This is a genomic window from Paenibacillus filicis (genome assembly GCF_038070315.1).
In the GTDB taxonomy this organism is placed as follows: Bacteria; Bacillota; Bacilli; order Paenibacillales; family NBRC-103111; genus Paenibacillus_G; species Paenibacillus_G filicis.
Genome location: NZ_JBBPCC010000042.1, coordinates 1 through 25,666, shown reverse-complemented (window position 1 = coordinate 25,666; position 25,666 = coordinate 1). Strand labels below are relative to the sequence as shown.

Sequence of the window (25,666 nt, the reverse complement as noted above, 5' to 3'; positions counted from 1 at the left end):
GGGGCGGCTGCCGCGCCGATGCCGGCTCCGGCAGCGTCCAGGCACAGCAGCTGCCGCCCTGCGGCAGGCAGCTCGGTTTCCTTCGCGCGCAGCTCGCCTGTGCGCGCGCTCGAGCGCCAGTGAATCCGGCGCAGCGGATCACCGGGCGCATACGGCCGCGTGCCGAGCAGCTGCGGCGGCACGGCAGGGTCCGCTGCCGCGCGCTTGCCGCGGCGCGCCGTTTCATCCGCGGCGCCGGGCACGGCGGACACCGCTATACCCCGGGGCAGCACCAGCAGCTGCCCCTCCAGAGGCTGACGGCGCATCAGGCGCAGCAAGCCGAATGCATCGCCTGCAATGAGTAGGCGCCCCGCCGCCTGATACGCCCCGCGCGGCAGCTCACGCGTGCATCCGGTTAGCCGCGCCTCGCCAAGCAGTCCCGCCGGGCCGCCGGCCAGGACCGTCACCGCTTCGCCAGTCCCCTGATGAATCCAGTGCTCCTCGACACGCAGCCACACCCCCGGCACCGGCCATGCCAACCGGATTAGGAAATCCGCCTGCAGCGTCTCTCCGGCATACCAAGCAGACTTCTCCCCCCAGCTCCGTTCCACACGGAGCCTTGATCCCCGAGTCGCCGCGTAGACCAAGATCGCATACGCCAGCAGCGCCACCAGCGTGCCGGCTAAAAACCAGGCGGTACGTCCGCCCCACGAAGCCGCCCACCAGCCCGCAGCCAGCCCTGCCAGCCCAAGTCCCACTATCCCGCTCATACCGCCACCCCGCTCAACCGGCAGCGTTCCGGCGCACCGGCACCGCTGTCGTCCCGAGCAGCCCGGCGACGATGGTCTCCGCGCTGCGTCCCGCCAGCTGGGCGCTGCCATGCAGCAGCAGCCGGTGTGCAAGCACCGAGACGGCCAGATTTTTGATATCGTCCGGGATCACATATCCCCGGCCGCTTCGGTACGCCTCGGCCTGGGCCGCGCGCATCAAGGCGATGGACGCGCGAGGACTCGCGCCCAATGCGAGATCCGGATGCTGGCGCGTAGCGGATGCCAGCTGCACAATGTACTGCTTCATCGTATCGTCAACGTGGACAGACCGGACTTCTTTTTGCAGCCGGATGATCTCCTCCTGCAGCAGGACCGGCCGGATATGGGCAAGCGGCTGGGCATCCTCCATCCGCCCCAGCATCTCCACCTCTTGGCTGGGCTCCGGATAGCCGATCGTCAGCTTCAGCAGGAACCGGTCCAGCTGGGCCTCCGGCAAAGGGAAAGTACCCTCGAAGTCGATCGGATTCTGCGTCGCAAGCAAGAAGAAGGGCTCCGGCAGCGGATACGCTGTCCCATCCGCCGTGATGCGCTTTTCCTCCATCGCTTCGAGCAGCGCGGACTGGGTGCGCGGCGAAGTCCGGTTCAGCTCATCGACGAGTACAACCGAGGCGAGCAGAGGACCCGGGCGGAACTCGAATTCGGAGGTCCGCTGATTGTAGATCGAAGCTCCGGTCAGATCGGACGGAAGCAGATCGGGCGTGCATTGAATACGCTTGAAGCTGCAGTCGATCGTGCGCGCAAGCGCGCGCACCAGCATCGTTTTGCCGACGCCCGGCACATCCTCCAGCAGCACGTGGCCGCCGGCCAGCAACGCGACGAGCAATTTTTCGATGATATCCCGCTTGCCGACAATCACCTTTTCCATTTGAAACACGAGCTTCTCTAGTATCGCTTGCGATGAGTCCGGTACGGATAAGTTCGACATGCCCATTCCTCCCAAATCCTTCAGGCTCGCTGGCCTTCATAGTCTTGCAGTCTATGATTCCAGTATCGCCGCAATTGGGAGATTTTAGACTTTGGCCCGGCGGGCGTGTAATCTCCAGGCTGTGGTCACGGCATCCAGACTCAAAGTTCTCGGGTCAAAGGCCGTTACCCGGGCAGGCTGCTCCGGCGTCTCCGGATCGTAAGACTCGATGCGTATACCCAGCAGCTCAAGCAGGCTGCGCAGCGGCACATAGATCGAGCCTTCTCTCAGCTCCATATCCGGCAAGGAGACCGTCCGTACTGCCTGATCGAGGTCTCTCCAAGCCGCCACAGGCTGGTGAATCCGCAATTGCAGCCGTGCCAAATCATATTCGACCGCACGGGCACCATAACGTACGCTCGCTGTTCGGGTGTCCTCCGACCATTGCACCTCCGCACCGATCGCCTCCGCAATCTGTCTTACCGGCATCTGAAACCGTTCATTCCGGAACAGAAAAGTTCCTGCAGCATAATCCTTGCGGACTGAACCGATCTGTACCGCAAGCTTCTGAGGGCCCTTGCGTCCCGGCTCATCCGCCTTCGCTAACGCCAGTGCCTGCAAAGGCAGCAGCGATTCCTCCGTCTCACCCGTCCAGGCCTCTTTATGTGCCCGCATCGCCCGGGTCTGTGCCTCGAAGCTCTGCAGCGACACGCCGCGTTCCCATTTCACAGGTCCTCCTGCCAGCTGTACGGGCTTGACCTTGGCAGACAACGGCGCGAAGCGGTAGCCCTTCTTTTTGAAATAGGCGATGATATCCGGCAGCGCCTGCACCGAAGGCTGATGCCCCGAGCCGTCGTGCAGCAATACGTTCACCTCATGGCGCAGCGGGCTGCCCGTCACCGTCTTGACGAGTTGTGCCGCCGTCCTGCGGGGTGCGCGAGAATCCTCGCTGTCAATGGACCAGTCATAGACGGAATACCCGGCTTCGTTCAGATAATAGAAATAAAACGGATCGAAGTTTCCGTACGTTCCTCCCGGCGCCCTAAGCAGACGCATCCGCTCTCCCGTCAGCCCGTACACGACTTCCTCTGTCCGCAGCACCTGTTTCCAGAAGGATTCGAAGTCCTTGTATAACTCCTGATATACATGGTCGTAGCTATGATTGCCCAGGGCATGACCTTCCCTGACGATTCTTTTCATCGTCTCGGGATTCGCCTCCGCCTGCTCGCCCAGCACGAAAAATGTCGCTTTGACTTCCTCTTTCTTCAAAATATCCAGCACCTGCGGAGTCAGTCCGCTAGGCCCGTCATCAAAGGTTAAGTAGACCGTCGGCTCCTCCGGGATCACGTATGCGCTCTCTTGATCCGCTCGCTTGCCTGAGCCTAATTGCTGAAACAGCGCTTTCTCATCTCCAGGCACTGCCCGGGTGCCAGATGCCAGTGCCTCGTAAGGCGACAGGATGGAGCCGACTAACGTGCCCAGCAGCATATAAAGCATGAATGATTTCCACATCTTCCGGTATCGCGTTATGACCTTCCGCATCCCGTCATCCCTCCGCTAACTTCTATGAATTCGCCGTGAACTGACGATTTACTAGATTATATGGAGGCGGGCTAGCATTTAGACCACTCCCCGGGACAAGTCCGATAGATTCGCCCCAGGCGGTGTAGACCATGCCAAAAAAACCGGTCAGCAGCATCACTGCCGCAGCCGGTCTTCCTTCCTTCTAGCCCTTGCTGAATTTGCTTTTTTTCATCGAAGCCAGCTGAAGCTGGAACTCCTGCTCGATCGCTGTAATATTCCGGTCCAGCTCCTCCAGCCATGGTTTGTCCTGTACGACAGCGGCTGCGTCCACATAATTGTGCAGCTCCCCCAGCTTACGGGCATAGTTCACATTGGCCTGCAAGCACAGCGACAGCTCGTCTTGCTCATCCTTAGTCAGCTCTCTCGCCTGATGATGCGTCCAGAGCTCGGCCATTCGGTAATGAAAAGGCAGCATACGTTCACTCTCCCGGAAATTGGCTTTTCATGCTTCCAGTTCCAGTGTTGACGTTTTTGAGCGCCTTTAGACTCTGATTCTATCAAAATCTGATACAAGCCGGGCTCGGGATCTCTATCGAATGTCCTGTAGCTGCGAGCAGACCATTCTCTTCGTCAATCCGGTACGAGTAGATCGAGTCCGAATTCTGATTCCCAGCCACCAGGAACCGGCCTCCTGGCGCAATCGAAAAATTCCGCGGGAACTTCCCTTGGGTAGAAATATGCTGCTGCAGCTCCAGCCTGCCGCTGTCCGGATCGATGGCGAACACGGCAATGCTGTCATGCCCCCGGTTGGAGCCATACAGCGTCCTTCCCGACGGATGCACCACGATTTCCGCGCAATAGCTGACCCCGTTGAAATCGGCGGGTAACGTCGGCACGGTCTCGACCGGTGTCAGGGCTCCGGACTCCGCTTCATAGCGGAAGACAATAATCGTATTGTTCAGCTCGTTAATGACATAAGCGAACGGCAGACTCGAATGAAACGCCAGGTGACGCGGCCCTGCCCCCGCCTGAACCGTCACGGAGGCCTTCTTCACCAGACGCGGACCGCTGGGGTCCAGCCCATACTGCACGATCTGATCGATGCCCAGATCGACAATATAGATATGCCCGTCCTTGGCAACCACACAGTGCGCATGAGGCCCCTCCTGTCGCTCGGTCACGCTGCGGCCTTCGTGCTGCTGCAGATCGCTAAGCGGTCCGATGCCGCCATCCTCCAGAATCGGGTACACCGCAACATTCCCGCTCACATAGTTCGTGACCAGCAGTACCCGCTCTTCATGAACCAGAGTCAGGTGGCAGGGAGCTCCTCCTTCCGTCGGCTGTTCGTTCAGCAGCTGCAACTCACCGGTCGCTTCATCCAGCGCAAACGCGGCTACCCGGCCCTTGTCCTCCAGCTCGACAACGCTGTACAGCCTGTCCCGCTTCGCATTCACGATCAGGAATGAGGGAAGCTCGATCTCCGCATTGGCCGTTTTTTCGGCGAACGCTCCCGTTTCTTCGTCGAAGCTTAGGGTATAGATCGATGGGGCGCCTTGCTTCTCGTAGGTTCCGATATACAATGAAGTCTCCTTCTGATTGGCCATTCGCTACTACCTCCCGGGTACATTGCGTGAATTGGATGGATCTATTATCCATCTTATCCCTTTTTCTATGAAAAGCAACCAGCCTCAAAGTCCTCCATTGCTCTCCCCGAGCCTCCTTACATATAATAAAGTTGACTGATAAGGAGGCGACCGGACCCTGATCAACTACCGCATCGGCGCCGCGCTCGCGCAAATGATCGTGGACGCCGCCAAAGACGTGCTTCAATACGATGTCAACTTTATCGGAGCCGACGGGATTGTCCTCGCCAGCACGGCACCGGAGAGGATCGGCACCTTCCATCAGGCCGGACGCCAGGCCTATGACTCCGGAGTTGCCGTCGAGGTGCAAGGGACGGACCCTTACCTGGGCTCGCGTCCAGGCGTCAATTATCCCATCATCGTCGACGGCCTCCGACTCGGAGCCATCGGCCTCACAGGCGACCCCGAAGCATGCCGCTCGTCGGGCTTCCTGCTGACCAAGATCACGGAGGTACTGGTCCGAGAGCAGCTTCAGGCCAGAAGCAAGCAATCGCGGGATGAGATCCGCTCCTCCGTTACACGCATGCTGATCTTCGGCGAAGGTCCGGGACGGGAGGGTTCATCCCTATCCCTCCAGGAAGCGCTGGAAGGGCTGGAGGTTCGTCTGGATGTGCCGGTCTTCGTCTCGGTGCTCGAGAACGAAAACATGCCCGGGAACGGCGGCACCTTCGACCCGCTTCTGACGCAGCTGCTCCAAGCTTCCGGCTCCCGGCTGTACACCTACCTGTTCCCGAACCGCTATGTCGTTATAGCAAGCCGGGACAGTTATGAGCGCGTCCAACAAATACTGGCTGCGAGAACCACGCAGGATGGCCTCACCGTCCGGGCAGGGATCGGAGACTGCCGGAGCTGGCAAGAGGCCGAGATATCGTACCGCAACGCCAATACCGCCTTGCGTTACGCGGCTGCGCATGGACTTGGCTGCCATGAATACGCGTCGCTGCACGTGGACATGCTGCTGGATCAGCTTCCCGGCCCGGTGAAACGGGACTTTGCCGCCCAGCGGCTGGGCAATCTGTCCAAGGAGGAGCGTCTGTTGCTGCAGAGCTACTACGAGCATCAGTTATCGTTGAAGGAGACAGCAGAGGCGCTGTTTCTTCATAAAAATACGCTCCAATACCGTCTCGACAAAATTACCGCCAAAACCGGCCTCGATCCGAGACAGTATCGGCAGTCCGTGGAGTTGTACATCGCGCTGCTGCTGGACCCTCTACGAAACGGAACGGATGCCTGGAAGTAAAACACCGGAGCGGGACGGATTCTCGGCCCGCCTGTATATAAGGACATTTCACTTGCTCTTCTCTTGCCGTATCCCATTACATAAGAAAAGATCACCCTCCTCATGCAGGGCATGAAGAAGACGATCTTAAATGGGACGCTTGCGGCTGTCTTACGGCTGCGCCGTTGGACGGATCACAATCTCGTTCACTCCGGTATCCTCGGGCTCATCGATCGCATACGCGATAGCCCGGGCGATGCTATAAGGAGATATAGCCAGTCCCTTGATATGCTCCGCCATGGCCTGAACCTCAGGACTGTTCACCGTGTTCAGCAGCTCCGTCTCCGTCATTCCTGGAGAGATAATCGTGGAGCGAATACGGGATTCCGGTGATTCTTCCTTCCGCAGGCCTTCGGAAATCGCTCTGACGGCAAACTTCGTTCCGCTGTACACAGCCGATGTAGGGCTCACTTCATACCCCGCTACCGAAGACACATTGATAATATGTCCGGACCGCTGTTCCCTCATCGTCGGCAGAACCGCAGCGATACCGTGCAGCACGCCTTTGATATTCACATCGATCATCTGGCTCCATTCCGCAACCCTTAGCTCATGAAGTCTGGAAACCGGCATGACCCCGGCATTGTTCACCAGTACGTCAATCCGGCCGTACTGCTTCAAGGCAAACTCCGCCATCTTCTGCATATCGTCAGAGGAAACAACATCCGCTTTGAAAGAAATAGCTTGCCCGCCTTGTTCTTGAATTTCTTTCACGATCGACTGCAGGCGATCCTCTCTCCTCGCTGCCAGCACGACCTTGGCTCCCTTCTGCGCCAATAATCGGGCTGTGGCTTCCCCAATACCGCTGGATGCTCCTGTAATGATCACTACTTTGTCTTTTGTGTTCTCCATGTGGGTTCTCTCCTTTAACAAGTAGATTCCGTGAAATTGTATTTAATGAACTCACATCCAATATTGAATACATGTTGAATAATTAACGGCCGTTGACTATCATTATATAGAAATGCTCCATCCATTCAATCGCTAATTCAAGCGCTTTTGTTCGATATCGGACAGACGCTGCGGAATTGTTCAATAACGGGAGGGTGACTCGAAATATGGGAACCGAAATCAAGACCGACCGAAGGATTCTTAGAACCAGGGAAGCCATTAACCGGGCATTTCTGGAGTTGTTTTCCGCCAAAGAGCTGGAGCATATCACGATTAACGATATCGCGGAGCGGGCCAATGTAAACCGGGGAACCATCTATCTTCACTACAGTGACAAGTATGATCTGCTGGATAAATGCATAGACGAGCATTTAAGCAAATTGATTACGTTTTGCAGTCATCAAGGAACGGAATCGCTAGTCAGCAGCGATCTGAAGCCAGTGTTCGTATATTTCGAAGAACACTTTCTGTTCTTCTCCGCCATGCTCTCCAATCAGAGAACCTTCTCTTTCCGGGAGCGCTTGCTGCACTTCGTATCGGCCAATCTTCGGGACAAGCTGGATAATTTGGATGATTTGGATAAACAAAACCCTCAGCGTGGTATAGACAAAGAGCTAAACACCCAATTCATGGCTTCTGCTTTCCTGGGGATCGTCGAGTGGTGGATCCGTCATCGCATGCCGCATTCCCCTGAATTTATGGCGGATCAGGTAAGGAAGCTGTTTGAAAAAAATGAAGTTTACCCGGGTCACGCATAAACGAAGGGAATCACTGAGAAGTTTCACGCTTTGGTTCGTATACCAAAAATCAAAGAAGCATTGCGTTACGCCGCACATAGCCTGATGCCGACGTGAGGCCTTATAATTCGAAGTATACTTAACCATCGGGAGGCACGCTCATGAAAGTCGTCATTGCCATCGATTCGTTCAAAGGCAGCATAACCTCGGCCGAGGGCAGCGAGGCCATCGCAGACGGTATCCGCCGCGTATACCCGGATGCCGAAATCGTGTCCCTGCCGGTAGCCGACGGCGGCGAAGGGACGGTTGACGCGCTGGTGGCTGCCTGCGGCGGGCGCATCGTCAGCCTGCCGATTACCGGTCCCCTCGGGCAGCCGGTAACCGCGAGCTACGGACTGCTGGGCGACGGCCGCACCGCCGTGCTGGAAGTAGCGGCAGCCTGCGGCCTGCCCCTGGTCCCCCCGGAAGCCCGCAATCCTTTGCGCACCACCACCTTCGGCGTAGGCGAGCTCATCGCAAGCGCCGTGCGCCACGGCGTGCGTGACTTCATCATCGGTCTGGGCGGAAGCGCTACCAACGATGCAGGTACAGGCATGCTGCAGGCGCTGGGCTATCGCTTTCTCGATAGCGCCGGCCAGGAGGTCGCGCATGGGGGAGCGGCCTTGTCCGGTATCCGCACCCTTGACGCCGCAGGCGCTATGCCTGAGCTGAAGGACTGCCGCTTCCGGATCGCCTGCGACGTGGATAATCCGCTGTATGGACCCGAAGGCGCCGCTTATGTATTCGGCCCGCAGAAAGGCGCCAGCCCCAAGGACGTGAGGCTGCTCGATCAAGGCTTGCAGCAGTGGGCCTCTGTTGCCTCCGCTGTGACCGGCCTGGAACTCGCAGCGGTTCCGGGAGCCGGCGCGGCAGGAGGACTTGGGGCCGCCTTTGTCGGTTTTCTCGGCGGAACGCTCCAATCCGGCATCGGGCTGGCGCTGGAGCTTATCGGGCTCGAGCGTCATCTCGAAGGCGCTCACCTCGTCCTTACAGGCGAAGGCAGGCTGGACGGTCAGACGTCCAGAGGCAAGGTGCCGTATGGAGTGGCACAGTTGGCCAGGCAGCAAGGGATTCCCGTCATCGCCCTCGCCGGTTCCGTGGACCTGGCGGCGGAAGCGTTGAATGACCACGGGATCACGGCGTATTTCCCGATCATCAGCGGCCCGATGGCACTGGAGCAGGCTATGGACCCCGAGCGCACTAAGAGCCGCTTGCGCACGACAGCCGAGCAATTGCTCCGGCTGCTGCAGGCAGTTCAGCGATGATGGAGCCGCATCGAGACGCGCTGCACAACAAAGAAGCAAGCGGGCGTAAGTACGCTCACTTGCTTCTTATTTCTTCGTGTTGGCTTCAGCCGCACCGCTTGAACACATGCAGCAGGCTTCCTGCATGTCCGGCCTACGGCTGATACGCCTTGTACAGAACCTGCGTGCCTTTATCCCCGTATCCCAGCTCAGCGAGTCGCTGGTAGATGGACTCCGCCAGCGCCAGCCCAGGCGTATCCAGTCCCATTTCCTTGGCCGCTTCCAGCGCGATTCTCATATCCTTGATGAAATGCTTCACATAAAATCCAGGCTCAAAATTCCCCGCGATGATACGCGGCGCCAAATTGCTGAGCGACCAGCTGCCCGCTGCGCCCGTCTCGATGCTCTTCAGCACGGTCTCAGGATCGAGACCGGAAGCCTTGGCATAAGCGAGAGCTTCGCATACCCCCAGCATGTTGGAGGCAATCGCAATCTGATTGCACATCTTCGTATGCTGGCCGGCCCCGGCCTTGCCCTGCAGGACAATATTCGTGCCTAGCAGCTCCAGCAGCGGCCGGACGGCCTCGAAGGCTTCCTTGTCGCCGCCGACCATAATGGACAACCGACGTTCCCGCGCCCCTACATCCCCGCCGGACACTGGAGCGTCGAGCGCGTGCAGGCCGCGTGCCGCCGCAGCCTCATAGATCCGAGCCGCGAGCAGCGGACTTGAGGTCGTCATATCGATCAGGTACGTACCGGGCTTAGCGTAAGCGATGATCCCCTGCTCTCCGAGGTAAATCTCCTCGACATCCTGGGGATAGCCGACCATCGTGATGATAACGTCGCAGGCGGCTGCGAGTCCCGCGGGCGTATCATGCCAGACCGCGCCCTTATCGATGAGTTCTGCCGCCTTCTCCGCCGTCCGCGTATACACGTGCAGCGAATACCCCGCATCCTGCAAATGCCCAGCCATACTCTTGCCCATTACGCCGATGCCGATAAACCCAACCGCTCCCTTACCTGGTGTCCCTGTCATGCCTCTCGTCCTCCTCTTGGATATATAGATTTTCGATCCATCGCAGCTTGCAAGCCATCTCCTGCACCCTCATCTGTTCGCTCACACGAATAGCCGGCGGCTGGCCTAGGAAGGCTTGTCTTCCCTAGCCAGACCAAGCATCTCGACACTGCGTGGCGGTCAGTTGAACCCTATGCGGTCGGCTCTGTCCCAGGAAGCGAGCCAAACTCGCATCCTCTAGGCCTCTTCCAGCTCCCTCACAGCCTTCAGTACCTCTTCGACGTGTCCCTTCACTCTTACCTTGCGCCATTCCTTCACGAGTCTTCCCTGCTTATCGATCAGGAAGGTAGACCGGATTAGCCCCATGTACTCGCGGCCATACAGCTTCTTCAGCCCCCAGACCCCGAACAGCTCGGCCGCCTGGTGGTCAGCGTCGGACAACAGCGGGAACGGCAGCTCGTATTTGGCCGTAAATTTTTGATGAGAGCGGACCGGGTCCGGGCTTATCCCGATCACAGCCGTATTCAGCTTCCCGAATTCGCCGGAGTAATCGCGGAATTGGCAGGCTTCCTCCGTGCAGGCAGGAGTCATATTTTTCGGGTAAAAGTAGATGATGACGTTGCGCCCGCGAAATTGACTCAGCGTGACGGCCTCGCCATTCGTCTCCGACAGCGTGAAGTCCGGGGCCAGCTGGCCCGGTGTCAGTTCGTTCATATCATGCTACCTCCTTCCTTATAAATGGAAACTCGCTTCGCCGCATTATACAATCGGGCCGTCCGCTTTGACAAGCGAACGGCCCGAACAAGAACAGCCTTTGCGATTTAAGACCCTGCGCCGCGGTATCGCTTGACTCCGTAATTCCAGGTTGCCAGCCCGATTCCGAAGAACACGAGACCGACCACCGGCGTCAGCAGGGCAAAGGAGCCCCAATTCGTCCGGTCCAGGAAATACGCTGACGGGTAAAAGCCGACGAAGCCGAACGGCAGCACCCAGGTTAATGCGAACTTCATCACGGCGTTGTAGATCGTCATCGGATAACGCCCGTAGTTCTGCAGGTTCCAGAGCAGCGCGGTAATGCCCGTAGGCGCATCCGAGAAAAACGACAGGGCGGTAAAGAAAATATAAACACCGGCATAAATCATAATGGAGCCGACGAGCAGCAGCAGGAAGATGAATGGATCGGACCAAGTCAGCGTCAGGCCAAGCTGCGGCCAGGTGAACACCATGATCAGGAAGCCGACAAGCGCGCTGAATAAGGAGGACGGGTCCATATTCTCCAGCATCAGCTGCACAAGATTATGGGCCGGCCGGGTGAGGATCCGGTCCATCTCCCCTTTGACGATATACTTCTCACTGAAGCTCCATAGGTTGAAGAAGGTGATGAAAATACCGTAAGCGACCATAAAGTACCCGTAGATGAACAGCACCTGCTGCTCGTTCCATTCATCGATCGATGCGGTGTGGCCAAAGACGACCAGAATAAAGAACAGGTTCAGCCCGTTGAACAGCAGGTCGGACAGCACCTCGATCCAGAAGTCGGACCGGTAGGTCAGGCGGGTCTTCATATAATTTTTCAGATAATCGACGACGAGTCCTGCATAAAAGAACATTGTCTTACCCCCCTTGCACGAACAAGCGCGACCGGGCGCTTCGCCACAGCACATAGAGCGGCAGCAGCAGCAGCACGAACCACAGCACTTGAACCAGCAGACCGTCATAGATCGCGCCGCCCGGTACAGCTCCCGTAAATACCTTCCCCGGCAAGTACGTAATGGCCTGGAACGGCAGCAGCTTGAGAATGCCTTCCGCCCAGCCCGGGAAGAACGACATCGGCACGACTAGCCCGGAGAACAGATCGATCGCCACCCGCTTCATCCGCAGCAGACCTTCGTTATTTTCCAGGAAGAAGGCGCTGAGCCCGGTGATGATATTGAGCTGGGTATTGATCAGGAAGCTGAAGAACAGCATCAAGAGAAAAACACCCCATAGCTTCGGATCGGTCGGAAGCTTGACGGAAAACAACAGCGAGACGATAACCATGCCCGGTGTGGAGAACAGCAGCAGCCGAAACAAGCCTTCTCCGAGGCCCTGCATCATTTTGACCAGAATATAGTTATAAGGCCGGATAAACTGAATCGCTACACTGCCGTCCTTGATCTCTCCTGCAATCTCCCGATCCAGGTTGTTGAAGTAAAAGGCCCGAGCCATCCAGCCAACAGCTACATAAGTGGTCATCTGCTCCAGCGTCAGTCCCCCGAGCACTTCCTTCGCCCCGTAGATCGCTTTCCACAAGAAGTAATAAGCGCCGATGTTCAGCGCATAAATAATAATGCCGCTATAATAATTCACCCGGTAAGCCAGCATCATCAGGAACCGGATGCGGATAATATCGAGATAAGCACTAGACATGCGCGGCCACTTCCCGTTCGCTATTCGGAGCGGTCTTGGTTTCGGCCGAGCCGGACTTGTAAATTTCACGGACAATATCGTCGGTATTCGTCTCTACGATCTTGATGTCCTCGATGCCCACGACATGGACGACCCGCGCCAGCACATCGGATACCCCGACCCGCTTCTGCGGAATCCAGACCTTGGCCGTCAGCTCGTTATCAAGCGACCACTCTACATCCAGTCCTTCCGTCTGGGCGCGAAGGTGATCCAGTTCCACCGCTTCGGCGAAGCGGAAATAAATTTCTTTCCCCTTACCCCAGCGCTCCTTCAGCTCGTCCAGTCCGCCGTCGTAGATGATGTTGCCGTCATCCAGCATGATGACCCGCGAGCAGAGCGCTTCGATGTCCTGCAGGTCATGCGTTGTCAGCAGAATCGTCGTTTCGTAGCGGCTGTTGAGCGACTTGAGGAATTCACGAATTTCCGTCTTCACGACAATATCGAGGCCGATGGTCGGCTCATCCAGAAATAGAATCGACGGATTATGGATGAGCGAAGCGGCCAGCTCACAGCGCATCCGTTGTCCTAGACTCAGCTTGCGCACGGGACGGTTGAGCAGCTCACCGAGCTGAAGCCGGTCGATCAGCTCCTCCATCCGCAGACGGTAATCCCCGTCGGGTACCCGGTACACCTTCTGCAGCAAACGGAACGACTCCACTACTCCTAGATCCCACCAGAGCTGGCTGCGCTGGCCGAATACGACGCCGATCCCGCGCACGAACGCCTCACGCTCCTTGTGGGGGATATAGCCGTTGACCCGGATGTCTCCCGCTGTCGGGACTAGAATACCGGTCAACATCTTGATGGTTGTCGATTTACCGGCGCCGTTCTCTCCGATATATCCACAAATTTCTCCCTTGGGAATCTGGAAGCTGATGTCTTTAACAGCCCGTACGTGGTTATACTCTCTTCTAAACAGGTCTCGGAAAGCACCCTTCAGGCCCTCGCGGTTCTTCTGAACCTGAAACTCTTTCCGCAGATTATGCACATCGATGGCGAGCGACATTGGTATGGTAGCCTCCTGTCAAAATTTGCCGGAACTTGCGGCTTTATTGCGTTACCCGGTATAATGAGGTGAAATTTTCGGGAACCTATACACCGTCACTTCGTTATGATACACGAAGCCGGGCCTTAGGAAAAGCTGCCCCGAAAACCAAGGAAGGGAACGATTTGATGGCACGTACGGTCAGGCGTTTTTTTGTCGTCCTCCTTATTTTGATACTTGCATGCGTCGGTTATTATACATATGGATTTGTGAAGTTTGCCAATAACATTCAAAGCAAGCCGGAATCGACAAAATTCCCGACTCTATCCGCGACAAAAGCGGGCGGAGGGACTCCCGAATCCCTGCTTCCGCCCAAGTGGGAAGGCAAGGAACGGGTCAATGTCCTGATTCTCGGCGGCGACTCTCGGGGACTCAAGAAGAACGAAATTCCCCGGTCCGACTCCATGATGGTCGCATCCGTCGATCCGGTGACGAAGAAGGCTGTGCTGCTGTCCATTTTGCGCGATACCTATGTGAAGGTTCCCGGTCATGGCGATGACCGGATCAATACGGCTGTTTCCTTGGGCGGCCCCCATCTCGCTATGAAAACCGCCAGCGAGCTGCTCGGTATTCCTATTCAATATTACGTGTACACCGATTTCCAAGGCTTCATCGCGCTGGTCGATGCCATCGGCGGTATCGAGCTGGATGTAGAGAAGGATATGAAATACCGCGACTCGGAGGAGCCTGAATTCGATATTAACCTCAAGAAGGGCGTTCAGCAGCTGAGCGGCAAGACCGCACTTCAATATGTCCGGTTCCGCCACGACGCGCTCAGTGACTTCTCGCGCACGGAGCGGCAGCGCAAGTTCATGACCGCGGTTGCCCAGAAAATGCAAACCGCCGGATCGCTGATCCGGATGCCCATGATTCTGAACAGCATCGATCCGTATATCGAAACCAATCTTACTGCCGGTGATATGCTCAAGCTGGGTACCCTCGCGCTGGATGCCAAGACCGAAGGCATGGCCAGCTCCCAGATCCCTCCCGCTGAATTATTGGTGGAGAAACGGATTGGCGGGGCTGAGGTCATCAGCGTTAACCGCGACAAGCTGCGGCAATATGTCAAGGCCGTCTTCGAAGGCCGGGATCCGTTCCCTCCAGCTGAGAAAAAAGCGTCTGCAAACGAGCAGACCAAGTCTACAAACGGAGGGACTAAGAAATAATTTGAAACAAAGACAATAGTCTTGCCAAACTCAAGCCCCACAAGGCATTCCAAGAAAATCAACTTACCAGAACAATCATCTGAATGGATAAAATAACGCCTGTTGGGGCGTTATTTTTTATGCACTCCATGTCTAACAACCGCTTTACCAGCTCCGATTTGGAACACAGCTGTTTCCTTGGAGCTTCAGAATTATCATTCCTTTATCACCTCTGCTAAGTCTTCCATAGTTTTCTCCCGTACTGCCCTTTCAAGCCGATGGAATAACCTTTTATTGGCGAATGTCCGGTCTTTGATTTATAATTCAGGAAACAAGCGCCCGCCCTATGAGCGCTGATTCGTTCCAAGAAAGGACTTGATCCAACATGACCCTGCCTTTTTCTACTATTAATAATAGATCGCGTTCAGAGTCGCTTTACCAGGAGGCGCTGGAGCATATTGTCGGAGGCGTCAACAGCCCTTCCCGCTCCTTCAAAGCCGTTGGAGGCGGAGCTCCTGTCTTCATGAAGCGCGGCCAAGGAGCCTACTTCTGGGATGTCGACGATAACCGCTATATCGACTACCTGGCAGCCTACGGCCCGGTTATTCTGGGTCATGCCCATCCGCATGTGACGGCTGCCATCTGCCGCGCCGCCGAGAACGGCACACTGTACGGCACGCCAACGGAGCTGGAGATTCAATTCGCGCGGATGCTGAAGTCCGCCATCCCGTCGCTGGACAAGGTCCGCTTTGTCAATTCCGGCACGGAAGCCGTCATGACGACGATTCGTGTCGCACGCGCCTATACCGGCCGCAACAAGATCATCAAGTTCGCCGGCTGCTACCATGGTCACTCCGATCTGGTGCTTGTGGCCGCAGGCTCGGGTCCTTCTACACTGGGCATCCCCGACAGCGCCGGAATCCCAACCAGCATCGCTCACGAGGTGATCACCGTGCCGTACAACGACCTCCCTGCGCTGGAGCAGGCGCTGGACCGCTGGGGCAGCGAGATCGCAGCCGTTATGGTCGAGCCGATCGTCGGCAACTTCGGGATGGTCATGCCGAAGCCCGGCTACCTGGAAGGCTTGTGCGCAGCCGCTCGGCGCAACGGCTCGCTCGTCATCTATGACGAAGTCATCACGGCGTTCCGTTTCCACTATGGCACGACCCAGACCTACGCTGGTCTGCCTGCCGGCACCGATCTTAAGGCTATCGAGCCCGATCTGACCGCGCTCGGCAAAATCATCGGCGGCGGTCTGCCGATCGGCGCCTACGGCGGCAAGGCCGAGATCATGTCACAGGTGGCCCCGCTCGGGCCTGCGTATCAGGCCGGGACGATGGCGGGGAACCCTGCCTCGATCTCAGCAGGCATTGCTTGCCTGGAGGCACTGAGCCTTCCCGGCACGTACGAGAAGCTGGAGCGGCTCGGGGCGATGCTTGCGGACGGACTAGCCCGAGGAGCAGAGGCCCACGGCGTGCCGCTGACGATCAACCGTATCAGCGGAGCGCTGTCCACTCATTTCTGCGCGCATCCCGTGACCGATTATGAGGAAGCCCAGGATACGGACGGCGAGCAATTCGCTTATTTCTTCCGGCTGATGCTGGACCAGGGGGTTTGCCTCGCTCCTTCGAAATACGAAGCCTGGTTCCTGACAACCGAACATACGGAAGAAGATGTAAGCTATACCATAAATGCGGCAGCTTCAGCCTTCAAACGGTTGTCTGAAAAATTTCATTGATTTAAAGCGCTAATAAAATCCATTTATCACCCAAATCACGAACTATTATCAGTAAAAGATAATAGTTCGTTCGTTTTTTCAAGAGTTTATAAATTTGCATGAATTTTGCCTTTATTCACCAGTTATGCAAAATAGATAACGCTTACATTCAGCCTAAAGGTGCAATGTTCTATTGTCTATAGTCAGATTTCATGGTATTCTATTACTACTCTCTAACTGAATAAACTCGGCTTATGTAAGGTTTTTGCCATGAAAGTCACGAAGTGATGCGCTCTTTTCAAGACTGTAGGTGCTCATGTCAGCTTTTGTCCTGCAGCTTTTCGCATAGCTTCTAGAACTCCGACGGAGCAGCTTTGGCATCGATTATACAGAATAATTGTATTTTTATTCATTGTCTGTACGTTCGCTTTGTCCGCTTCTTTGCCTGCACATGGCAGCACCTTTGTTAGAACAAATTCGGCATTAATTTTATTGGGAGGTGAAGGTCAGCCTGCTGACCAAGAAAATGAATCAAGTTATGCGAGATGAAGGCCGCTTCCAAAATTTACTTGCCACAGAACACGATAGCTGCGGCATCATTTGTATCGTGGAGAAAGATGGATTCCCCTCCCGCGACAACATCCAGAAGACCATTGATGCCCTCGTTAAGATGGAGCACCGTTCCGGATTTATTAACGGCGAAGGCGACGGCTGTGGAATTCTGACGGATATTCCGCGCGCCTTGTGGGAGAGAAAACTGACGGAAGCCGGGCTGGACGGTAAATTAGCTTATGACGAGCGCTTCTCCGTCGCTCATATTTTCGTCCCACGCAAGCTGAACATTTCTGCTGCCGATATGCAGACGGGCATCCGCGAGCTGTTCGCCCAGCATGAAGTGAGCATCCTGCTGGAGCAAGAGAATCAAGTCGATAGCAGCGTACTCGGTCCTAACGGCCGCAATGACGAGCCAACGTTCTGGCAGATCGCAGGACTTAGCGAGAAGAAAGAAGCGAAGGTCGCGGATCATCTGTTCGAGCTTCATGTTGCGATCGAAGCGAAATACACCGTTCACGTAGCTACACTCAGCAATGTTACAGCCGCTTACAAAGTGATGGGTGCTGCCAGCATTCTTCCTAAATACTATAACGATACCCGCGATCCGCTCTTCGCGGCGCAAGTGACGATCGGTCACAACCGTTACTCCACCAACACACAATCCAGCTTCTTCCGGGTGCAGCCATTCTCCCTGCTCGGACATAACGGTGAGATCAATACCGTTAAGAAACTACGGATCGAAGCCGACATGGTAGGCGTTCCGCTCGTAGACGGTGGTTCCGACTCCCAAGATATGAACCGTACGATCGAAACCTTCATCCACCGTTCTGGCCTGAGCCTGTTCGAAGCGATGGAGATCGTATTCCCGCCCATCCTCAACGAAATGAAGCTTTTCCGCCCTGAAATGCAAGACTTGTACGTCTATTTCCGCCAGGCTTGGGGTCACTACGCTCAAGGTCCGGCCGGTATCGTCTCCCGTTATGGCAATGAATGTATCTTCAGCGTTGACGCACTCGGCCTTCGTCCGGTATGGATGGTCGAAAGCGAGACTTCCCTGTACTTCTCCTCGGAGCAAGGCGTAATCACGGTTGGCGAGATGGTTGCCGAGCCGAAGCCAATCGCTCCAGGCGAGAAAATCGGTGTTGTCCTGACACCAGGCGAGCATGTGCAGGTCATCCCTTACTACGAAGTGCAAAGCCTTGTTCTGGAGCGTGCTCAGGCCCGCATCGGCTTCCAAGGTCTGCGCAAGCATCTGCATAACGAAGTGCCTGCCGTTGAAGCTGCCGCTTCCTCGGACATCGTCCTTTCTGATGCCCTGTACAGCGCATTCGGCTGGGACCGCGACGGCATTCAGATGATCGAAACAACCGCCGAAACCGGCGCCGAACCGATCCGTTCCCTCGGTCATGACAGTCCGCATGCGGCACTGGCGTGGGAGCGCGTCAATATTCCTGATTACATCAAAGAAAGCGTAGCCGTCGTGACCAACCCGGCCATCGACCGCGACCGCGAAATGGAGCATTTCTCCACTCGTATCGTTGTCGGACCGCGTCCTAAGGTATACGGCCAGCCTGATGAGCGGCTGCGCGTTGAATTGCTGTACCCGGTTGTCCTCGAAGGCAGCAACGGTGCAGATTCCCTATCCGAGCTGAAGCAGCCTAGCCTGGAGCAGCTCAAGACGATGTTCGGCGATTCCGCCGTCGCCACGCTGTCGACGACCTTCGCCCGCGGCACTTCGCTGTCCGCAGCACTGGATCAGCTCGCTGCTGACGCGATCGCGGCTGTTCGCCAAGGCGCAGCACTGCTGATCTTGGACGACGCCGGCGCACATGAGAACGACCGCCTGTGGATCGAGCCACATCTGGCCGTATCCAAGGTCGATATCGCCCTTCGCGGAGAGAAGCTTGGCTTCGGCGACAACCTGCGCCGACAGACAACACTCGTCCTGCGCAGCGCCGCGATCCGCAGCCTGCATGACATTGCCGTGGCCTGTGGACTTGGCGCGGACATCCTGTCTCCGTATGTGATGTATGCAACGGCGGCGGCTAAGAATGGAGCACCTGCTGCACACAAAGTGTTCATCGCTTTGATGAAGGGTCTGGAGAAAGTCATCTCCACGATCGGTACGCATGAGCTTCGCGGCTATACCCGGTTCTTCTCCTCCATCGGCCTCAAGCCTGAGGTGGCGGAAGTTCTGGATATCGTCAACTACCTGGGCAGCGAGACGGCTGGAACCGGCTTTGCCGAGCTCGAAGCTTCAGCTGAAGCCCGTTATAATGACTATGCCAACCCGAAAGCCAAGGCGGCCAAGAACTTCCGCTTCTTCCAGCGCATGTGGAAGGCTCTCGGCGATGCAGCGTCCGGTGCGGCTCCATATACCGACTACCGCGACAAGCTGCGTGAGGAAGAGAAGAAGAATGGTATTTCCATCCGTCACGTTGCGGATTTCGATATCGAGAAAGCCCACTCCGAAGGGCGCAAGCCTATTGACCCGTCCCAGGTCAACATCGGCATCGGCGGTCATGATCTGCCAATGCTAATCTCGTCCATGTCCTTCGGCTCGCAGAATGAAACGGCGTTCCGCGCCTACGCCGAAGCTGGAGAGCGCTTGAACATGGTCACGATGAACGGCGAGGGCGGCGAGATCAAAGACATGCTTGGACGCTACAAGCGTACCCGCGGCGCTCAGGTGGCTTCCGGACGTTTCGGCGTTAACGTCGAATTGGCTACAGCGGTAGCGTTCCTGGAGATCAAGATCGGTCAAGGCGCGAAGCCGGGTGAAGGCGGTCACTTGCCAGGCTCCAAGGTAACGGCTAAGGTCGCGCTCGCTCGTAACGCGACGATCGGCTCCGACCTGATCTCGCCTTCGAACAACCATGATATTTACTCGATCGAGGATCTGGCTCAGATTATCTCCGAGCTGAAGGAAGCCAGTGGCCGTAAAGCGAAAATTATCGTGAAGATTCCGGTTGTTCCAGGCGTAGGTACGATTGCTGTCGGCGTTGCCAAAGCAGGAGCGGATGTCATCACCCTGTCCGGCTTCGACGGCGGTACCGGCGCAGCTCGTATTCACTCGATCACGCATGTAGGCTTGCCTACCGAGATCGGCACCAAGCTCGCTCACTTGGCCTTGATCGAAGCAGGGCTTCGTCATCAGGTCGAGCTGTGGTCGGACGGTGGTATGAAGTCCGGCGCTGACGTCGTTAAGATGTTCATGCTCGGCGCTAACCGCGTAGGCTTCGGTTCCATCGCGATGCAATCGATCGGCTGCACCACTTGCCGCGGCTGCCATCTGGATACGTGCCACGTCGGGATCGCTACGCAGATCGACTCCATGGAAGAAGCCGAAGAGAAAGGCCTTCGCCGCTTCGTACCACGTGTTTACGATACAGCTGTTGAGTCGCTGGTTCGCCTGTTCGGCGGCATCGGTGAGGAAATTCGCGAGATCGTCGCTGAGCTGGGCTTCAAGGACGCTCAGGAACTGGTCGGCCGCTCCGACCTGCTGAAGCAAATCAGCCACCTGGATCGTATCGATCTGTCCGATCTGCTTCGTCCGGCTCCGCTTTCCTTTGCTGCGGCTAAGGACATGGCGAGAGAAGCCGAACAGCAAGTCGCTGCAGCAACCGTTGTTTCGTCCGATATCCGGATCGCTGCGGGTGCAGAAGGTCTTGACCTGTTCCCTGAGTCCGTCTCCTTCGACGCACCGGTGGTACGCAACTGGGCCAACATCGATGCCGAATCCCGTATTCTCGGTAGCCGGTACTCCAGCCACCGCGTCAGAGACCGCTTCGACGGCAGCTATGATCAATTGCCGAAGATCAGCATCAACATCACGGATGGCTCTGTACCGGGTAACGGTCTGGCCGCATTCAATGCACGCGGTGTCGATATTACCGTCCATGGCGGCGCTGAGGACGGCGTAGGCAAAATGTCACTCGGCGGCAAGGTGGCCATTCTGAAGGCCCCTGGCAAGCACAAGCAATTCATCAACGGCTCCGTTGGTAAATCCTTCGGCTACGGCGCCCAAAAAGGTCTGTTCCTGATCCAGGGTAATGCCGATACCCGTGCCTGCATCCGGTTCTCCGGTGCGGACGTCGTATTCGGCGGCGAGATCGCCTCTCCGCTGCAGGATGAGCTCGGTGGACTCGCTTCCCGCGCGAACATGAAGGGCTTCGCTTTCGAGTACATGACCAATGGCCGTGCCGTGGTCCTCGGTGATCCAGGTCCATGGATTTGCGCCGGTATGACAGGCGGCGTGATCTACCAGCGCCTCGTGCCTGAGATGGGCCTCGACGTAGCTGCACTGGAGCGTCGGGTTGCCAAAGGCGCAAAGGTCAAAATCGAGCCGATTGGCACACAAAGCGCCAAGGACTTGACGGAACTGCTCGGTGCTTACCATGCAGAGCTCGTGAACTCCGGTCAAGAAGACGCGGCTGCTACGATTCAGCACCTGTTGAACAATCTGCAAACCAGCTTCGTACGGATCGCTCCGGTTGGCCTGCAAGCCGATCAATCCGTTGCTACGGAGTAATTGAATCGATAATGATAGCAAAATCCCTCAGGATGATTAGTCCTGAGGGATTTTTTTAGCTATTTGAGACTATAACCCTGAAATGTTCTACTTGATGCCGAATAAGATTCTACCTGTTCCTGACTGACTGCTTCGGCGACGAGACCTCACTTCAACCGGGGAGGCCCATAGCCAAGCTTCTCCGCAGAAAAAAAGGAACGCTCTGACTCTTTGAGGTCAAAACGTTCCTCTCTTCTTACATGGATGTGAGTTACTTCTTTACCCTGTCCTGCTTACGCTTTCGCCGCACGATAAGCTTCGATGTACTGAGCAGCTCTCTTAGCCACCAGGCTGTAATCGCCTGTCTTCACCGCTTCCGTCGTCAGGTCAGACCCGATACCTACAGCAACAGCGCCTGCCTTCACCCATTCACCCAGATTGCTAAGGGATACGCCGCCCGTCGGCATGATGTTGGCTTGCGGCAGCGGGCCCTTAATCGCCTTGATCATCGCAGGGGAGTACAGATTGCCAGGGAACAGCTTCACGATGTCCACGCCCAGCTCAAGCGCCTTCTGGATCTCCTGAATCGTCATCACACCCGGCATCACCGGGATGCGGTACCGATTACACAACGTTACCGTGTCCGGATTCAGGGATGGGCCTACTACGAACTCGGAGCCGCTGAGAATGGCGACACGCGCCGTTTCCGGATCGAGTACCGTCCCCACACCGATGATCGCATACTTGGACGGATCTGCTGAAGTACTGGAGTACGTCTTAGCGAGCTCCTCGATAGCCTGCAGAGCAAAAGGTACCGTCATCGTTACCTCGATGACCTTGATCCCGCCTGCGATCGCTTGTTCAGCCATCTCTACTACTTCATCCGGTGTTTCGCCGCGAAGGACCGCAACTACGCCCTCTTCTACAACTTGTTGAACGAGTTTAATTTTCTTCATCTCTAAACCTCTTCCTCTCCTGGGGCTTCCAGTTCTGAGTCCGTAAGCCGCTATATAAATGCTCGCAGAGCCGTTGAATATCTGAGCTGATCAGCGCTGCTGCTTTGTCCTTATTGATGCTACCGCTCTACGTGCTTGACATTATTCAGAAAAGCCTCCACCTGCTCCCAGGTCGGGATGCCTTCCCAGTCGCCTTCCGTCTGCACGACCATGCAGCCGACCAAGTTCCCCAGGCGGACCGCCTCCGGTAGCTCGTATCCCTTCAGAAGACCCGCGAAGAAGCCGGCACAAAAGCCGTCTCCCGCCCCAACGGTATCGACAACCGTCTCTGCCTTGAAGTAAGGAACCTCCGTAACCGAATCCGGTTCCACCACGTAAGTGACATCGTCCCCGCCCTTCACGATCGAACGTCCAGGCAACTCCCGGAGCTTGGCGAAGATTTCGTCTTCATTCTCCGTCTCATACAGCAACTTCAGCTCGTCGAGACCAGGCAGAAAATAATCAGCCTGAGCCGCCATATCCAGCAGAACCCCTCTGGCCTCCTCGATCGTCCATAGCTTGAGCCGGAGGTTCGGATCGAAGCAAACCTTCACACCGTGCTTCTTCGCCAGACGGACCGCTTCACGTACCGTCTCCCGCGCACTCTCGCTGAGAGCCATCGTAATGCCCGTCACGTGCAAGTATTTGGCTTGCTTGATATATGCCTCATCCAGATGCTCAGGCCTCATGAAGCTGGCTGCAGAGCCTTTGCGGTAATAGTATACCGAAGACTTGCCGTTCACAACCTGGCGCAGGATCAGTCCTGTAGGTGCTTCCGTCGTCAATTCGGCGCGGGATACGTCGATCCCCTCACCGCGGATCTTCTTGAAGATCATCTGCCCTAGAGGGTCCTTGCCCAAACGGCCGAACCACCCCACCCGATGGCCCAGACGGGATACCCCGATAGCCACATTGCTTTCTGCACCCCCGAAGGAGGAATGGAAGTGGGAGGAATACTCAATTCCTTTTGTATTGTCAGGCATCATCAAAGCCATCGTCTCACCGAAGGTAATAATCTCCGGATAAGAAGCCTCCACCTGAGAAACGTTCTGCTGCTCGCTCATTATCGGCTCATCCATCCGCCGTCTACGCACAACACGTGACCGCTCATGTAATCTGAAGCTTGTGAAGCCAGGAAAATAACCGGTCCCTGCATATCTTCCGGGGTTCCCCAGCGCCCAGCAGGAATACGTGCCAAGATCTGCGTATTTCTGTCTTCGTCCGCACGAATAGCCGCCGTATTGTCAGTCGACATATATCCCGGTGCAATCGCATTCACTTGCACGCCTTTTCCAGCCCATTCGTTGGCCAAAGCCTTTGTTACCCCTGCTATCGCATGCTTGGATGCCGTATAACCCGGTACATTGATGCCCCCCTGGAAACTAAGCATGGATGCAATATTAATAATTTTACCGGAGCCCTGCTCAATCATCCTGCGACCTACCAGCTGAGACAGGAAGAACGCGGAGTTCAGGTTCAGATTGAGCACATCATGCCAGTCATTAGACGCATGATCGGCTGCCGGTGTGCGACGGATGATCCCCGAATTGTTGACCAGAATATCGATTTTGCCGAATACAGACACTACCTCCTGAACAATGCTCTCCAAGCCGTCTTCATCCATCAGATTGGCAACAATCGTGTGTGCCTTGCGGCCGAGGGCCTCGATTTGCTGCTGAACCTCGCGGGAGCGATCATTACTCGTAATAATCGCAACATCTGCTCCTGCTTTAGCCAGACCTAGCGAGATCCCGGCTCCCAAGCCAACGGCTCCGCCAGTAACCAGTGCAACTTTCCCAGTCAAATCAAACATGCATAGTCAACCCCTTCTATTTGCTTAATTGAAACGTTTAAATAATAGGCATAATTTCACTCAAAGCCTATGCTTTTTTTCTATTATACGTGAAAACACAGTTTATTGCCAGACTCGATCAACGAAAAAACCCCTGCGCTTATTAGCGAGGAGGTTCATTGAAATCATTTATATAACGTCCAGTCTGCTCTTAGCACGACAGCATGACGTATCTGCAAAATGGCGTCCCAGGAGGGATTCGAACCCCCGACCGACGGCTTAGAAGGCCGTTGCTCTATCCTGCTGAGCTACTGGAACTTGGAGTTGGAGCGGGTGATGGGAATCGAACCCACGCTATTAGCTTGGAAGGCTAAAGTTCTACCATTGAACTACACCCGCAATATAAAGATGGTCGGGACGACACGATTTGAACATGCGACCCCCTGGTCCCAAACCAGGTGCTCTACCAAGCTGAGCTACGTCCCGATATCAATAACTGCCGATAGAGGGACTTGAACCCCCACGGTTTCCCTCACGATTTTGAGTCGCGCGCGTCTGCCAATTCCGCCATACCGGCTAGTATGTTGTTTTGTTTGGAGCGGAAGACGGGAATCGAACCCGCGACCCTCGCCTTGGCAAGGCGATGCTCTACCGCTGAGCCACTTCCGCATACCAATAAAAGTGAGCCATGTAGGACTCGAACCTACGACACCCTGATTAAAAGTCAGGTGCTCTACCAACTGAGCTAATGGCTCTAGAAAGAACTGGGGATCTAGGATTCGAACCTAGGGGTGACGGAGTCAAAGTCCGTTGCCTTACCGCTTGGCTAATCCCCAATAGGATATGGGGCGATCGATGGGACTTGAACCCACGAATGCTGGAGCCACAGACCAGTGCGTTAACCCCTTCGCCACGACCGCCACAACCGATTGCTGGTGCCGTCGAGAGGAATCGAACCTCCGACCTACGCATTACGAGTGCGTTGCTCTACCGCTGAGCTACGACGGCATAAAATAAAAAATAACGGTTCTCATCTATGTTCAGATGAACCGATGAGACAAACAATGGCGGAGCCGACGGGATTCGAACCCGCGGTCTCCTGCGTGACAGGCAGGCATGTTAGGCCTCTACACCACGGCTCCACACATATGAATTGGTTGCGGGGGCAGGATTTGAACCTGCGGCCTTCGGGTTATGAGCCCGACGAGCTACCGGGCTGCTCCACCCCGCGTCGTTATAACAAGTATTACTATGGTGGAGGCTGACGGGATCGAACCGCCGACCCTCTGCTTGTAAGGCAGATGCTCTCCCAGCTGAGCTAAGCCTCCATGTTGGTGACCCGTAGGGGATTCGAACCCCTGTTACCTCCGTGAA

General features: G+C 56.2%; 20 protein-coding genes and 12 tRNA genes. 6 read left to right on the top strand and 26 right to left on the bottom strand.

The genetic code is table 11. The features are described 5' to 3' along the window. The 5 genes from WMW72_RS34895 to WMW72_RS34875 all read right to left on the bottom strand — a co-directional run. The coding region (locus WMW72_RS34895; protein WP_341420196.1) for a DUF58 domain-containing protein at positions 1-749 on the bottom strand (749 nt) is incomplete at its 3' end. Between the two features lie 13 nt (positions 750-762). Next, positions 763-1,734 (bottom strand): AAA family ATPase, encoded by a 972-nt coding sequence (locus WMW72_RS34890; RefSeq protein ID WP_341420195.1) that lies wholly within the window; start codon positions 1,732-1,734, stop codon positions 763-765. 84 nt (positions 1,735-1,818) lie between these two features. Then, positions 1,819-3,255, bottom strand: a complete 1,437-nt coding sequence (locus WMW72_RS34885) for a polysaccharide deacetylase (protein ID WP_341420194.1) — start codon at positions 3,253-3,255, stop codon at positions 1,819-1,821. A 184-nt stretch (positions 3,256-3,439) separates the two neighbouring features. Then, on the bottom strand, positions 3,440-3,712 hold the full coding sequence (locus tag WMW72_RS34880) for a DUF7667 family protein (protein ID WP_341420193.1): 273 nt from the start codon (positions 3,710-3,712) through the stop codon (positions 3,440-3,442). An 82-nt stretch (positions 3,713-3,794) separates the two neighbouring features. Continuing rightward, positions 3,795-4,841 carry a lactonase family protein gene (locus WMW72_RS34875; RefSeq protein WP_341420192.1) on the bottom strand — a complete coding sequence of 349 codons (1,047 nt, stop codon included), beginning with the start codon at positions 4,839-4,841 and terminating at the stop codon, positions 3,795-3,797. A 157-nt stretch (positions 4,842-4,998) separates the two neighbouring features. On the opposite strand from WMW72_RS34875, the gene WMW72_RS34870 reads away from it, so the two are divergent. After that, positions 4,999-6,120: a CdaR family transcriptional regulator gene (locus tag WMW72_RS34870; RefSeq protein ID WP_479724859.1), complete on the top strand. Its 1,122-nt coding sequence runs from the start codon at positions 4,999-5,001 to the stop codon at positions 6,118-6,120. Between the two features lie 150 nt (positions 6,121-6,270). Here the strand turns inward: WMW72_RS34870 and WMW72_RS34865 are convergent, their stop codons facing one another. Then, the gene (locus WMW72_RS34865; protein WP_341420190.1) at positions 6,271-7,011 is read right to left on the bottom strand and encodes an SDR family oxidoreductase; all 741 of its coding nucleotides are present in this window, start codon (positions 7,009-7,011) and stop codon (positions 6,271-6,273) included. A gap of 206 nt (positions 7,012-7,217) precedes the next feature. Between WMW72_RS34865 and WMW72_RS34860 the strand changes: the two genes are divergently transcribed. Continuing rightward, positions 7,218-7,808, top strand: a complete 591-nt coding sequence (locus WMW72_RS34860) for a TetR/AcrR family transcriptional regulator (protein ID WP_341420189.1) — start codon at positions 7,218-7,220, stop codon at positions 7,806-7,808. 140 nt (positions 7,809-7,948) lie between these two features. Further along, a complete protein-coding gene (locus tag WMW72_RS34855) occupies positions 7,949-9,091 on the top strand; it encodes a glycerate kinase family protein (RefSeq protein WP_341420188.1) in 1,143 nt (380 codons plus the stop codon). A 133-nt stretch (positions 9,092-9,224) separates the two neighbouring features. Here WMW72_RS34855 and WMW72_RS34850 read toward each other — a convergent pair whose 3' ends face one another. From WMW72_RS34850 to WMW72_RS34830, 5 genes are all read right to left on the bottom strand, one after another. Continuing rightward, entirely contained in the window at positions 9,225-10,106 is an 882-nt protein-coding gene (locus tag WMW72_RS34850) for an NAD(P)-dependent oxidoreductase (RefSeq protein ID WP_341420187.1), read from the bottom strand. 216 nt (positions 10,107-10,322) lie between these two features. After that, positions 10,323-10,799: a thioredoxin-dependent thiol peroxidase gene (gene bcp, locus WMW72_RS34845; RefSeq protein ID WP_341420186.1), complete on the bottom strand. Its 477-nt coding sequence runs from the start codon at positions 10,797-10,799 to the stop codon at positions 10,323-10,325. 107 nt (positions 10,800-10,906) lie between these two features. Then, positions 10,907-11,695 (bottom strand): ABC transporter permease, encoded by a 789-nt coding sequence (locus WMW72_RS34840; RefSeq protein ID WP_341420185.1) that lies wholly within the window; start codon positions 11,693-11,695, stop codon positions 10,907-10,909. 4 nt (positions 11,696-11,699) lie between these two features. Next, positions 11,700-12,494, bottom strand: a complete 795-nt coding sequence (locus WMW72_RS34835; protein WP_341420184.1) for an ABC transporter permease — start codon at positions 12,492-12,494, stop codon at positions 11,700-11,702. After that, complete coding sequence (locus tag WMW72_RS34830; protein ID WP_341420183.1) at positions 12,487-13,539, bottom strand: ABC transporter ATP-binding protein; 1,053 nt, start codon at positions 13,537-13,539, stop codon at positions 12,487-12,489. The genes WMW72_RS34835 and WMW72_RS34830 overlap by 8 nt, the downstream gene beginning before the upstream one ends. A 167-nt stretch (positions 13,540-13,706) precedes the next feature. Here WMW72_RS34830 and WMW72_RS34825 point away from each other — a divergent pair, with 167 nt between their 5' ends. The 3 genes from WMW72_RS34825 to WMW72_RS34815 all read left to right on the top strand — a co-directional run bounded on the left by WMW72_RS34825 (position 13,707) and on the right by WMW72_RS34815 (position 21,526). Next, the gene (locus tag WMW72_RS34825; RefSeq protein ID WP_341420181.1) at positions 13,707-14,744 is read left to right on the top strand and encodes an LCP family protein; all 1,038 of its coding nucleotides are present in this window, start codon (positions 13,707-13,709) and stop codon (positions 14,742-14,744) included. A 364-nt stretch (positions 14,745-15,108) separates the two neighbouring features. Further along, the gene (locus WMW72_RS34820) at positions 15,109-16,461 is read left to right on the top strand and encodes a glutamate-1-semialdehyde 2,1-aminomutase (protein ID WP_341420179.1); all 1,353 of its coding nucleotides are present in this window, start codon (positions 15,109-15,111) and stop codon (positions 16,459-16,461) included. Between the two features lie 505 nt (positions 16,462-16,966). Further along, complete coding sequence (locus WMW72_RS34815) at positions 16,967-21,526, top strand: glutamate synthase-related protein (RefSeq protein WP_341420178.1); 4,560 nt, start codon at positions 16,967-16,969, stop codon at positions 21,524-21,526. 272 nt (positions 21,527-21,798) lie between these two features. Here WMW72_RS34815 and WMW72_RS34810 read toward each other — a convergent pair whose 3' ends face one another. From WMW72_RS34810 to WMW72_RS34740, 15 genes are all read right to left on the bottom strand, one after another. Then, positions 21,799-22,461 carry a bifunctional 2-keto-4-hydroxyglutarate aldolase/2-keto-3-deoxy-6-phosphogluconate aldolase gene (locus WMW72_RS34810; protein ID WP_341420177.1) on the bottom strand — a complete coding sequence of 221 codons (663 nt, stop codon included), beginning with the start codon at positions 22,459-22,461 and terminating at the stop codon, positions 21,799-21,801. Between the two features lie 119 nt (positions 22,462-22,580). Beyond that, a complete protein-coding gene (locus WMW72_RS34805; RefSeq protein ID WP_341420176.1) occupies positions 22,581-23,579 on the bottom strand; it encodes a sugar kinase in 999 nt (332 codons plus the stop codon). After that, on the bottom strand, positions 23,564-24,313 hold the full coding sequence (kduD, locus tag WMW72_RS34800) for a 2-dehydro-3-deoxy-D-gluconate 5-dehydrogenase KduD (protein ID WP_341420175.1): 750 nt from the start codon (positions 24,311-24,313) through the stop codon (positions 23,564-23,566). Before kduD ends, WMW72_RS34805 begins: the two co-directional genes overlap by 16 nt. Before the next feature lie 220 nt (positions 24,314-24,533). Next, positions 24,534-24,610, bottom strand: a tRNA-Arg gene (locus WMW72_RS34795). 7 nt (positions 24,611-24,617) lie between these two features. Continuing rightward, a tRNA-Gly gene (locus tag WMW72_RS34790) sits at positions 24,618-24,691 on the bottom strand. A gap of 10 nt (positions 24,692-24,701) precedes the next feature. Beyond that, positions 24,702-24,778, bottom strand: a tRNA-Pro gene (locus WMW72_RS34785). A gap of 11 nt (positions 24,779-24,789) precedes the next feature. Continuing rightward, positions 24,790-24,869, bottom strand: a tRNA-Leu gene (locus tag WMW72_RS34780). Positions 24,870-24,886: 17 nt separating this feature from the next. Further along, positions 24,887-24,961: transfer RNA gene (locus WMW72_RS34775), tRNA-Gly, on the bottom strand. 13 nt (positions 24,962-24,974) lie between these two features. Then, positions 24,975-25,047 (bottom strand) — tRNA-Lys (locus tag WMW72_RS34770). Positions 25,048-25,056: 9 nt separating this feature from the next. Next, positions 25,057-25,128, bottom strand: a tRNA-Gln gene (locus WMW72_RS34765). An 8-nt stretch (positions 25,129-25,136) separates the two neighbouring features. After that, a tRNA-His gene (locus WMW72_RS34760) sits at positions 25,137-25,212 on the bottom strand. Between the two features lie 13 nt (positions 25,213-25,225). Then, a tRNA-Thr gene (locus tag WMW72_RS34755) sits at positions 25,226-25,300 on the bottom strand. Between the two features lie 57 nt (positions 25,301-25,357). Then, a tRNA-Asp gene (locus WMW72_RS34750) sits at positions 25,358-25,434 on the bottom strand. A gap of 12 nt (positions 25,435-25,446) precedes the next feature. Continuing rightward, a tRNA-Met gene (locus tag WMW72_RS34745) sits at positions 25,447-25,523 on the bottom strand. Positions 25,524-25,544: 21 nt separating this feature from the next. Next, positions 25,545-25,620: transfer RNA gene (locus WMW72_RS34740), tRNA-Val, on the bottom strand. Positions 25,621-25,666 lie beyond the last annotated feature (46 nt).